Source organism: Streptococcus castoreus DSM 17536, from assembly GCF_000425025.1.
In the GTDB taxonomy this organism is placed as follows: Bacteria; Bacillota; Bacilli; order Lactobacillales; family Streptococcaceae; genus Streptococcus; species Streptococcus castoreus.
Genome location: NZ_AUKZ01000019.1, coordinates 23,990 through 35,709 on the forward strand (window position 1 = coordinate 23,990; position 11,720 = coordinate 35,709).

An 11,720-nucleotide genomic window follows, 5' to 3' on the forward strand; every position below is an offset into this window, starting at 1 on the left:
TTTTATACCATATAGGCAAAATACCTATATGAAATGGTCAACTGCCGCGTGCTATTTTCGATATTTACAAAAAGTTTTAACACGACAATTAGGAGAATCTGAGGAAGATGGAACCATACTCGGAGAAGCTTTTTTTGAAATCTCTCCTCGTGTTGAATATCGAAGGGTGAAGTGTACGAAGGTTATTAGCTAACTGTCTTTATTGTGAGAAAAAGGAGCGAGAGAACTGCCAAAGTGCGAAAAAACAGAACACTTAATACAGTTTAAGCATGATGACTATCTTGAATAAATTTAAAAACACTTGTTCAAATCATTCGTTGTAGGCAGAGTCATAAATAATGATCTTAAATGAGGAAATTTAAAAACATCTTTATAAGTTCAATTCAAGTACGCTATTCAAGACTTCTTGGGTAATGATAATATCACTGAGCGCAGCTTGACGCTTATTGAGATTTTGTCTGCGTAGTAAGGCTTGTTTTTTGGAAATACTGTGCTTTTCACCGTTGACCGCTGCGTTTTTACGCAAAGGCGGAATATCCACACGTGCAAGTACTTTCCCCTCAACAATGGCTTGAGCTGGCATTGGATAGAGTTTGCGAGGAACGGTGTTTTTAAGCTTATGAACCAGTCCTTGGGTCATTTTGGGTGCCTCATCACGGTGGAGGATAAAAGTCAACGCATCAACTTTAGCATAATTGATGGCGACATCAATACGTACCACGTCAGCTGCTTGGTAATTCAAAAAGCTGGTTTCTAGATTGGCGTAACCATGTGATAAGGATTTCAGTTTGTCAAAGAAATCGTAAGAAATCTTGGACAAAGGCATCTCATAATTTAATAAAAGCATATCTGCCTGATTGTCCATAGTGATGAGGTTGCCCTTATGGTACTCAGCCAACTGCATGAGAGCCCCTAAACTCTCACTTGGTGTAGCGATAGTAACTGCCATATAGGGTTCTTCCACACGATCAATGATCGAGAAATCAGGAAAATGTGTTGGATTATCAATAGCCACTTTTTCGCCATTTTTAAGGGTGATGTGGTAGATGACTGTGGGTGCTGTAGCTAAGACTTCAAGATGAAATTCTTCTAATAAGCGTTCACGAATAATTTGCAAGTGGAACATTCCCAAGAAACCACAGTGAAAACCAACTCCCATAGCTTCAGATTGGGTTATTTGGTATTGGAAGGAAGGGTCATTAAGAGAGAGTTTTTCAATGGCTGCCTTTAACTTGGCATCTTCCTTATCTTTGGGGTAAAAGCTAGCAAAGACCATAGACTGAGGTTCCTGATAACCAGATAACGGTTCGGGAGTGGGCTGATTTGCTAAAGTCAGTGTGTCTCCAATCTTGACAGCTTGTGGATTTTTAAGTCCGGTGATGACATAGCCGACTTCACCCGCAGAAAGTTTTGATACAGGAGTCATTTTGGGAGAAAAGGTGCCCAGTTCAGTTGAGAGTGCATTAGCTTTAGTTTGCATGAGAAAGAGCTTATCTCCTTTACTTAACTGTCCTGAAACGATACGAATTTCAGCAATAACTCCCTTGTAAGTGTCGTAAAATGAATCAAACACCAAAGCTTGCAAGGGTTGCTTGGGATTTCCGATTGGTGCAGGAATAATCTTATGAATAGCTTCCAAGACTTCATGGACGCCTTGTCCTGTTTTCGCTGAAATTAGAAGCGGCTTGGAAAAGGTCTTATCTAGGTCAAAGAGTTGTTGGGTAACCTTATTGACATCCGCTTGTGGGCTATCAATTTTATTAATAACCGGTAAAATGATCAAGTTGGCTGCTTTGGCTAGACGGTAATTGGCTAAAGTTTGAGCTTGGATGCCCTGTGTCGCGTCAACCAGCAAGAGAACTCCTTCACAAGCGGCTAAACTTTTAGATACTTCATAGGAAAAATCAACATGTCCTGGGGTATCAATCAAGTGGTAACAGTAACTTTTGCCATCATCAGCCTTGTAAAAATTGCGAACAGTCCTTGATTTTACGGTAACACCATGGGCTTGTTCCACAGATAAGTCGTCTAGCAGTTGATCTTTAGCTTCACGCTGGCTGACGGTTTCTGTCATTTCCATGATACGGTCAGCAAGGGTGGATTTTCCGTGGTCAATATGAGCAATAATAGCGAAATTACGTATAGTATCTATCATCTACTTCTCTTTCTATAGCAATTTTTCTAAATAAGTTTTTACGAGTATTAAGCTATCTGTCTGTAAGTGTAGTTGAAAGGTGGTGAGTGGTAAATCAAGCATTTCTTGATTAAAGTGGGATAAGCCAGACATATTATAAAGCCCGCTAAGAATGGCATTTTGCATGAGTAAGAAGTGGGCGGCATCTCTGACTGACAATTGAGGATAAAGACGGTTCATTTCTCTTCCAACTTCTTCAATCGTTTGATCAAGTAGCAGCCGTCCTTGTAAGGTTTCTTCCTTATCTGCCTTGACTTCTAATATAGGTGAACGAAGAGCATTTAGTCTGATAAGTGTTGTTTCCTCTTCTAATAAATACTGCGTCTCTGCGATAAGTAAATCAATCACTTCTTTGCGGGTGAGAGCATTGTAACTTTTTAAGCGCCTTTTTAAGGCTTGAAAATAGTTCTGATAGCCATTGAGTAAAATCATCATGAAAAGAGTTTCTTTGTTGGCATAATAGTTAAAAAGCGTTCCTTTTGAAACACCTGCCGCCTTAGCAACAGCATCCATACTCACTCCTATATACCCTTTTTCGATGAAAAATGTTTCTCCTGCAATAGCAATTTTATGGGCGATTATGGATTTTTCCTGATCAGATTTTATATTTACCATCATTTTCCTCTCTAAAATGACTGATAGTCATTTTTAAAGTATTATATCTCCAAAGATGGTAGTTGTCAACATGGATGATTATTTTAAGATTTCGGATACCCAATCTATTTTACCTAGCATAGTACCATTTTCTACTAACATCCTATAAGTATTTTGAAATAAAATGCCTTATAATAAATATCAATTAAGGAAAGTGAGGTTGAGGTATGAGCATTAAACTAATCGCAACGGATATGGATGGTACTTTTTTGAATGATAAGGGAACTTATGATCGGGATAAGTTCCTTAAGCTTTTAGATCAACTTGATCAGAGGGACATCCGTTTTGTAGTAGCTAGTGGCAATAATATGGATCGCCTTAATCTAATTTTTAAAGGTTTAACAGGTAGGATGTCATTCGTTGCGGAAAACGGAGCGCATATCGTTGAGGCAGGAAAAACACTTCAAAGGCACCAACTGGCTAAAAAGGATGTCGCTTTATTCTTAGATTATTTCAAGGATAAATTGGTAGATTACGCTGTTATTCTTTCTACTGAGGAAGTTTCATATCTGCATAAAAATGCATGCTTACCTAAATTTACAGCCATTGATCCCGAGCAGTTTGAGCAATTCTTTTTAAAAATGAAAGAGATTGATGATTTTACAGGTATTGAAGAAGAAAATATTCTAAAAATTTCGATGATGCTCCCAATTGACGACTGTCAAGAAGTTATTACGACTTTTAATCAGAATTTTTCTGGTAATTTAACAGCTGTAACCAGTGGTTTTGGGGCTGTTGACATTATTCAAACAGGAATTCACAAAGCATGGGGCTTGAAAAAATTAATGGAAGCTTATCAAGTAACAGCTGACCAGTTGATGGCTTTTGGTGACGGTGAAAATGATATAGAAATGCTTGAATTGGCTCATTTTTCCTATGCAATGGCTAATGCTCCTGCCTCTGTCAAATCAGTTGCCCATTTTATAGCCCCTCACCACAGTCAAGGTGGTGTTTTGCAGGTCTTGGAGCAATTTTTGACGTCAACTTTCTAACAAAACCAGAAGATAAGAGGGTGTGAGGAAGTCTTATGCTTTTTTGATAATACCTGTCATCATAGGATACTATCAGAATACAATAGGATGGCATAGGAAATCACTTCTAATAAATGATAATATTATCATAGTAATGAAAAACGGGGGGAGATGAAATGACAAAAAAATTTCCAAATAATTTTTTATGGGGTGGCGCTACAGCAGCTAATCAGGTTGAAGGAGCATGGAATATTGATGGTCGTGGACCGGCAACTTCTGACACAGCACGTGCAGTTAATCCTGAGGATCGGAAAACAATGGGGGAAGAATTTATCAAACCCATGACTTTGGAACGCCTAAAAGCAGCTTTAGATGACAAAGAGGGCTTATATCCCAAACGCTGGGGTTCGGATTTTTACCACCGTTACAAAGAAGACATTGCACTCATGGCAGAAATGGGGTTCAAAACTTACCGCCTGTCCATTTCGTGGTCTCGTATTTTCCCTAATGGGGATGAGACAGAGCCAAATGAAGCAGGTCTAGCATTTTATGATGCTGTTTTTGATGAACTTAATAAGTACGGTATTGAGCCATTGGTAACCTTATCGCATTATGAATTTCCGATCTATTTGGTGACAGAATATGGCGGTTGGAAAAACCGGAAAGTTATTGATTTTTTTGTTCACTATGCTAAAACGGTCTTTAACCGTTACAAAGGCAAAGTCAAGTATTGGCTAACTTTCAATGAAATTAATATTCTTGGAATCACTGGCTACTTATCAGGTGGTTTACTTTTTGAAGATGGCAAACTTAATCTTCAAGAAATGTATCAAGCAGCACATCACCAATTTGTAGCGTCTAGCTTAGTCACAAAATTAGCACATGAGCTTGATCCAGAAAATAAGGTGGGGATGATGCTTGCACGTATGGAAACCTATCCTGCAACATGTCACCCTGATGATATGATGCAGGCAATTCATAAAGATCACGAGAATCTTTTCTTTTCGGATGTGCAAGTTCGTGGGAAATACCCATCTTATATGAACCGATTCTTTAAGGAAAATAATATCACACTGGAAGTGGCTGAGGGTGATTTAGACATTCTTGAAAAGCACACTGTTGATTTTATGAGTTTTTCATATTATATGACATCTGTAATTCGCAGTCCCAAAAATCAGACGGATGAGCAAAAATTAGCTGGCAATCTCATTTTAGGGGAAGCAAATCCTTATTTGGAAGCATCAGACTGGGGCTGGCAAATTGATCCTGTTGGCTTACGCGTAACGTTAAATAAGCTGTATGACCGTTACCAGATCCCACTATTTATCGTTGAAAATGGGTTAGGTGCACTTGATAAACTTGAAGAAGATGGTAGTGTACATGATCAATATAGAATTGATTACCTAGAAAAACATATCCAAGAAATGTATGAGGCTATCGAAGATGGTGTTGTCTTAATGGGTTACACTATGTGGGGATGTATCGACTTGATTTCTGCTTCAACTTCTGAAATGTCAAAACGTTACGGTTTTGTCTATGTTGACGCTGACGACCAAGGACGTGGAAGTTTTGACCGTATTCGGAAAGATTCTTTCTATTGGTATAAAGAAGTGATTGCAAGTCAGGCAGCTAATATTTTGAAATAATCATAGAAATGGACTTGATATGGTAAAACTTTATCTAATGCGTCACGGACAAACCCTTTTTAATACTCAGGGCAGGGTTCAAGGAGCATGTGATTCACCGTTAACAAAACTGGGTGTAGAACAAGCCTTGCTCGCGAAATCTTATTTTGAACAGGAAATGATTGTTTTTGACAGGGTTTATTCTTCAACACAAGAAAGAGCTACCGATACAGCAAAGCTAGTTACAAATAATCAAGAAGTTCAACAGTTAAAAGGACTTAAGGAAATGGATTTTGGTTCCTTTGAAGCGCAACCAGAATACCTTTTACCTAAATTTAGGCAAGGGGCAAATTCTTTTGAAGATTTGTTAGTACCTTATGGTGGCGAGGATATTAAATCAGTTGGTAAACGAGTAAAAGCTGAAATGATATCTCAATTGGACAAGGCTGCTGATGATACAGTGTTAATGGTTAGCCATGGTGCTGCAATGTGGGGATTGTGTTTGGAATTAGGTATTTCATTTTCGCAAGGAATATTCTTTACCAATTGTGCTATTTGCGAGTTTAACTATGAAGAGGGATCTTTAATATTAAAAAAACTCATTCAACCAACCGATGATTTTAAAACTTATACATTTTAGGAGTTTAAAAGAAGTATCATGAAATATTTTACCTAATACGTCATGGACAAACCCTTTTTAATGCTCAAGGAAGAGTACAAGGGGCTTGTGATTCTCCATTGACTGAACTTGGAATGATGTAAGCTAAAGCAGCGGCAGCCTATTTTAAAGAAAAAGGCATCACTTTCAAGCAAGTCTATTCTTCTACTCAGGAAAGAGCGTGTGACATGGCAGAAATTGTATCTGAAAGAACTGATTATAGTCGTTTAAAAGGTCTTAAAGAGTGGAATTTTGGTGTTATTGAAGCACATCAGGAATACTTAAATCCGAAAATTTAAAGAAGATGGCTCAGGTTATCGTGATTATTTTGTTGCGTATGGTGGTGAATCAAATCGTCAAGTTTATACTCGGATGGCAGAAACCATTAAAACAGTTTTTGACCAAGAAACAGAAAATGAGGCGTCCTTATTTGTTAATCATGGTCTGCCATTACTCAATTTTATCGTCATGCTACTGTAAATCCACCAATTTTAGAAAACGGGATGGCAAATTGTGCTATTTTAAAATTGTCTTACGACAGCCATAAAATGCAGGTTGAGTCAGTTTACAATCCAGTGGCAAAAGAATATATTTTTATCCGAATTTAATTTAGTATGCTTTAACAAATCATTTTTACAAAAGTTAGTGCATTATGATTAGTTAGAGATGATTTCAACAATGAGATTTCAAAAAAATGATTTAGTCTCATGTGGTAGAGAAAAAACTACAAATAGATAGCTTATAAAGGAGTGTTACAATGACAAAACAGGCTAAGTTTCCAAAAGATTTCCTCTGGGGTGGTGCTACAGCAGCTAACCAATGTGAAGGGGCTTATGATGTAGATGGGCGCGGTCTAGCCAATGTTGATGTGGTACCAATTGGAGAAGATCGTTTTCCGATTATTGCTGGTCAAAAAAAGATGTTTGACTTTAAAGACGGTTATTTTTACCCTGCGAAAGAATCAATTGATTTTTACCACCATTATAAGGAAGATATCGCATTATTTGCTGAAATGGGATTTAAAACTTATCGTATGTCCATTGCTTGGACACGAATTTTTCCAAAGGGAGATGAAAGTCAGCCAAATGAAGCAGGTCTTGCCTTTTATGAAGATGTTTTCAAAGAATGTCGGAAGTACGGTATAGAGCCCTTAGTTACCATTACCCATTTTGACTGTCCAATGCACCTTATCAAGGAATACGGAGGCTGGCGTAATCGACAATTAATTACGTTCTATGAAAATCTCTGTCGCGTTATTTTTAACCGTTATAAAGGTTTGGTTACTTATTGGCTAACTTTTAATGAAATTAACATGATTTTACATGCTCCTTTTATGGGAGCAGGTCTTTACTTTGAAGATGGGGAAAATCAAGAACAAGTTAAATATCAAGCAGCCCATCATGAATTAGTAGCTTCAGCACTTGCGACAAAGATTGCCCATGAGGTAGACCCAAACAACAAGGTTGGTTGTATGTTGGCAGCTGGTCAATATTATCCCAACACAGCCCACCCAGTAGATTATTGGGCGGCTATGCAAAGCGATCGTGATAATTATTTCTTTATTGATGTCCAAGCAAGAGGTTATTATCCTAACTATGCCCTTAAAAAATTTGAGCATGAAAACCTTAACATCGTTATGACACAAGAGGATTTAGCATTGTTGAAAGAACATACTGTTGATTTTATTTCTTTCTCTTACTATTCAAGTCGTGTGGCATCAGGTGATCCAAAAGTTAATGAAACAACTCAGGGAAATATTTTTGCCTCCATTAAAAATCCCTACCTTGATTCTTCTGAATGGGGTTGGCAAATTGACCCATTAGGGCTTCGTATTACGTTAAATACCATTTGGGATCGTTACCAAAAACCCCTCTTTATTGTTGAAAATGGTCTGGGGGCTATCGATATACCGGATGCAGAAGGTTATGTTGAAGATGATTATCGAATTGATTATTTACGTGAACACATCAAAGCGATGAATGATGCTATAATAATTGATGGTGTGGACTTGTGGGGTTACACTACTTGGGGTTGTATTGATTTAGTATCAGCCGGCACTGGTGAAATGAAAAAACGTTATGGTTTTATCTATGTTGATCGTGACAATGATGGTCACGGAACACTGAAACGTTCCAAGAAAAAATCCTTTGACTGGTATAAAAAGGTTATTGCTAGTCAAGGAACGGACCTTGGTTAAGGAAGAAAAAATGAATCAAAAGGGACTGTCATTTGTGCAGTTTCTTTTTAACTGTCATTCAAAAAATGTTCTTGATCAGAAGTTGATAAATCAGCTATAGAGATGTACCATTGTTCCTATTTTTAGTGTATAATAAAAAAAAGGAGTAACCATGAAATTTGAAAAAAAACAAGTCTTCTACCTAGTCCTTGCTTTTGTTCTTTGTTATGCTATTTTAGCAAATTGGGAAAATGGTACAGCTATTGTCGAAACTGTTTATAAAACAAGCCTTCCCTTTCTTTACGGAGCTGCAGGAGCTTATATTGTTAATATTGTGATGAGTTCTTATGAAAAAGTTTATCTCTATGTTTTTAAGGACTTGCCGATTATGTTGAAGGCTAAAAGAGGCATCTGTTTGCTATTGGCTTATTTTACCTTTTTTATTTTGATTATTTGGATTATTTCTATTGTGATTCCAGATCTAATTGCTAGTATCAGCACTCTTACTAAGTTTGATACGACAACTATCAAAGAAATGATTAATAGTCTTGAACATAATAAATTATTAGCGCGTACTGTTAAATATATTGGCGGGGATGCGAAACTAACAGCTACAATTACCAGTTATAGTCAGCAATTATTAAAACAATTTATTGGGGTCTTGACGAATATTTTGACATCAGTAACAGCAGTTGCATCAGCTATTATCAATTTGTTCATTAGCTTTGTTTTCTCTTTGTATGTTCTTGCTAATAAGGAAAGTCTTTGTCATCAAGGCAATACACTAGTCGATACTTATACTGGTAAATATGCTCAACATATCCATTATGTTGTTGCGTTGTTACACCACCGTTTTCATGGTTTCTTTGTTAGCCAAACCTTAGAAGCAGTCATTTTAGGCTCGCTCACGGCTACTGGAATGTTTCTTTTGCAGTTACCATTTGCAGGAACGATTGGCATCTTAGTTGCCTTTACAGCCCTTATTCCAGTTATTGGTGCTTCAATTGGTATGGTCATCGGTTTTATCCTGATTATGACCCAATCCATGTCTCAAGCGATTGTCTTTCTGATCTTTTTAATGATTTTACAGCAAATTGAAGGAAATTTTATTTATCCAAGAGTTGTTGGGGGCTCCATTGGATTGCCAGCTATGTGGGTATTGATGGCAATTACAATTGGTGCCTCCTTGAGAGGAATTGTGGGGATGATTATTTCGGTTCCCTTAGCGGCAACTTTTTATCAGATGATTAAGGATAATATTCACAAAAAACAAAACTTCAAAAAAAAATAGGTTTCTTTACTGGAAACTTATTTTTTTATCGAATAAATAGGTGGAGGTAGTCAGATGTATTCCATCAAATGTGACGATGTTAAATTAATGCCCAGAGAACGACTTATGCGAATGGGAGCAGAGTCTTTGAGTAATCAGGAATTACTGGCGATTTTATTACGAACAGGAAATAGGGACAAACACGTTTTAGAACTATCATCTTATCTCTTATCCCATATGGATAGCCTGGCTGATCTCAAGAAAATGTCATTACAAGAATTGCAAACGTTGACAGGTATTGGAAAGGTTAAAGCAATCGAAATAAAGGCTATGATTGAGCTAGCAGCCCGTATTCAAGCAATAGAGCAAACTCTAACAGATAGAATCTTATCTAGTGTTCAAGTTGCTGAAAAAATGATAGCAACTCTAGGTGATAAAAAGCAAGAGCATTTAGTTGTCATTTATTTAGATAGTCAAAATCATGTTATTGAGGAAAAAACGATCTTTATCGGCACAGTTAGACGGTCGATAGCAGAGCCTAGAGAAATTTTATATTATGCTTGTAAAAACATGGCAACCAGTTTAATTGTTGTTCATAATCATCCTTCTGGAACTACAGATCCAAGCCCCAATGACTATTGTTTTACAGAAAAAATAAAACGATCATGCGAAGACTTAGGCATTATCTGCCTAGATCACATCATCGTTGGTAAGAAAAATTATTTTAGCTTTCGAGAAAAATCCGATCTTTTCTAAGCTAGAAATAGGTTAATTAAAGTGAACAGTTTTAAACTTTTTTGATGTTCTTCAAAGAAAGTTTGGCTATCATTACAGTTTAAGATAACTCTTAAACTGTAGCATGGCTTTTTAGTCGAGGTGATTTAGGTGATTTTGGGTCATAAAATAAAGTAAGGTTTGTAATTCACTAGTCAAATCAACGGATTGTACAATAACTCCCTTGGGAACTTGCAGATGGACAGGAGCGAAACTTAAAATGCCTTTAATTCCTGCATCAATCAATTGCTCTGAAACCTCTTGAGCATGAATACTTGGGACGGTTAAAATAGCTGTCTCAATATCTGTGTTTGCCAAGCGTTCTTTGATGGTCGAAATACCATAGATGGGAATATTGTCAGTTGTTTTTGTACCAACAAGAGGATTATCATCAATATCAAAGCCCATTGCGATTTGCATTTTATTACGATCATGGAAGCGGTAGTGCAATAAAGCACGACCAATATTTCCACAACCTACCAGAATAACGTTTGTTGTGGAGTGGTCATTAAGTAAGTCTGCGAAAAAGTTCACTAATTTAGTGACATTATAGCCAAATCCGCGACGACCTAATTCTCCGAAATACGAAAAATCACGGCGCACAGTTGCGGAATCAATACCCATGGCATCTGCAATTTGCTTGGAACTGGCTTTTTCAACTTGGTCAGCATGAAAACGTTTAAAAATACGGTAATAGAGCGATAAGCGCTTTGCAGTCGCTTTTGGAATAGATTTATCAATAACCACTTGTTAACTCCTTATATTTTTCGTTAGTTGATCTTCATCTATTGTAACAAAAAGATTGTGAAAAATGCAACATTTTGATTTGTTTTGAAGTGTAAAAAAGAAAAAATGGTTGATACTCGTGGTGCTAGTTAATCTCAAAATACAATAAAAAGCCCAAAAGGACTATACTGTAAGTGACCAAACAAACAGGAGGTAGTCCAAATGAGCCACTTACAGTATACCGCTAAATCCCATCACTTACAATGGAATTTGAAGCAATTATCAAAAATTTGCCATCAGCTGTATCGTGAGTATTGTCCAGAAGGCTTAAAACACCGTCGTAACGTTAGCTTGTCCAAGGTCTCAGACGAATCTCTACTAGTCTTACTGCTCTTGCAAGCTGAATTAGGAATTAAGTCTCAACGGCATTTTTATCGTATCTGTCAACTCTTTCCTTGCGGTCATCTTCTTGAAAGAAGTCGCTTTAATCGACGAGCAAGACAATTAATTTGGCTAGTCCAAGCCATCAGACAAGCAATGAATGCTCACATATCTCCTGATACAGTAGTCATCATCGACAGTTTTCCTCTGCTACTTTGTCAACCTGTCCGCAATCATAGAGCCCGTATTTTTGAAGGACTGGCGGACATTGGTTATAACGCTTCTAAGCAT

General features: G+C 37.2%; 10 protein-coding genes and 1 pseudogene. 8 read left to right on the forward strand and 3 right to left on the reverse strand.

Translation table 11 applies throughout. The features are described 5' to 3' along the window. Positions 1-370 precede the first annotated feature (370 nt). Positions 371-2,155: a translation elongation factor 4 gene (gene lepA / locus H346_RS0106300; RefSeq protein ID WP_027970337.1), complete on the reverse strand. Its 1,785-nt coding sequence runs from the start codon at positions 2,153-2,155 to the stop codon at positions 371-373. A 12-nt stretch (positions 2,156-2,167) separates the two neighbouring features. Then, positions 2,168-2,809, reverse strand: coding sequence for a TetR/AcrR family transcriptional regulator (locus H346_RS0106305; RefSeq protein ID WP_027970338.1), 642 nt, complete (start codon positions 2,807-2,809; stop codon positions 2,168-2,170). A gap of 206 nt (positions 2,810-3,015) precedes the next feature. On the opposite strand from H346_RS0106305, the gene H346_RS0106310 reads away from it, so the two are divergent. The 7 genes and pseudogenes from H346_RS0106310 to radC all read left to right on the forward strand — a co-directional run bounded on the left by H346_RS0106310 (position 3,016) and on the right by radC (position 10,304). Continuing rightward, a complete protein-coding gene (locus tag H346_RS0106310; protein ID WP_027970339.1) occupies positions 3,016-3,840 on the forward strand; it encodes a Cof-type HAD-IIB family hydrolase in 825 nt (274 codons plus the stop codon). Positions 3,841-3,995: 155 nt separating this feature from the next. Further along, positions 3,996-5,465: a glycoside hydrolase family 1 protein gene (locus tag H346_RS0106315; RefSeq protein ID WP_027970340.1), complete on the forward strand. Its 1,470-nt coding sequence runs from the start codon at positions 3,996-3,998 to the stop codon at positions 5,463-5,465. Positions 5,466-5,484: 19 nt separating this feature from the next. Next, the gene (locus H346_RS0106320; RefSeq protein WP_027970341.1) at positions 5,485-6,084 is read left to right on the forward strand and encodes a histidine phosphatase family protein; all 600 of its coding nucleotides are present in this window, start codon (positions 5,485-5,487) and stop codon (positions 6,082-6,084) included. A 23-nt stretch (positions 6,085-6,107) separates the two neighbouring features. Then, a pseudogene (locus H346_RS09830) lies at positions 6,108-6,710 on the forward strand (histidine phosphatase family protein). Positions 6,711-6,859: 149 nt separating this feature from the next. Next, positions 6,860-8,299: a 6-phospho-beta-glucosidase gene (locus H346_RS0106335; RefSeq protein WP_027970342.1), complete on the forward strand. Its 1,440-nt coding sequence runs from the start codon at positions 6,860-6,862 to the stop codon at positions 8,297-8,299. 151 nt (positions 8,300-8,450) lie between these two features. Continuing rightward, entirely contained in the window at positions 8,451-9,569 is a 1,119-nt protein-coding gene (locus tag H346_RS0106345; protein ID WP_027970343.1) for an AI-2E family transporter, read from the forward strand. Between the two features lie 54 nt (positions 9,570-9,623). Next, positions 9,624-10,304 (forward strand): RadC family protein, encoded by a 681-nt coding sequence (gene radC / locus H346_RS0106350; protein ID WP_027970344.1) that lies wholly within the window; start codon positions 9,624-9,626, stop codon positions 10,302-10,304. A 111-nt stretch (positions 10,305-10,415) separates the two neighbouring features. On the opposite strand, the gene H346_RS0106355 is transcribed toward radC, so the two are convergent. Beyond that, a complete protein-coding gene (locus H346_RS0106355; protein ID WP_027970345.1) occupies positions 10,416-11,069 on the reverse strand; it encodes a redox-sensing transcriptional repressor Rex in 654 nt (217 codons plus the stop codon). 201 nt (positions 11,070-11,270) lie between these two features. Here H346_RS0106355 and H346_RS10270 point away from each other — a divergent pair. Continuing rightward, positions 11,271-11,720: hypothetical protein (locus H346_RS10270; RefSeq protein ID WP_027970346.1), on the forward strand; the 450-nt coding region annotated here is incomplete at its 3' end.

Bases quoted from the DNA above. Each gene is read 5' to 3' on its own strand.
- H346_RS0106345 (WP_027970343.1), top strand. From the start codon at position 8,451: ATGAAATTTGAAAAAAAACAAGTCTTCTACCTAGTCCTTGCTTTTGTT.
- lepA (WP_027970337.1), bottom strand. From the start codon at position 2,155: ATGATAGATACTATACGTAATTTCGCTATTATTGCTCATATTGACCAC.
- H346_RS0106335 (WP_027970342.1), top strand. From the start codon at position 6,860: ATGACAAAACAGGCTAAGTTTCCAAAAGATTTCCTCTGGGGTGGTGCT.
- radC (WP_027970344.1), top strand. From the start codon at position 9,624: ATGTATTCCATCAAATGTGACGATGTTAAATTAATGCCCAGAGAACGA.
- H346_RS0106320 (WP_027970341.1), top strand. From the start codon at position 5,485: ATGGTAAAACTTTATCTAATGCGTCACGGACAAACCCTTTTTAATACT.
- H346_RS0106310 (WP_027970339.1), top strand. From the start codon at position 3,016: ATGAGCATTAAACTAATCGCAACGGATATGGATGGTACTTTTTTGAAT.
- H346_RS0106315 (WP_027970340.1), top strand. From the start codon at position 3,996: ATGACAAAAAAATTTCCAAATAATTTTTTATGGGGTGGCGCTACAGCA.
- H346_RS0106305 (WP_027970338.1), bottom strand. From the start codon at position 2,809: ATGGTAAATATAAAATCTGATCAGGAAAAATCCATAATCGCCCATAAA.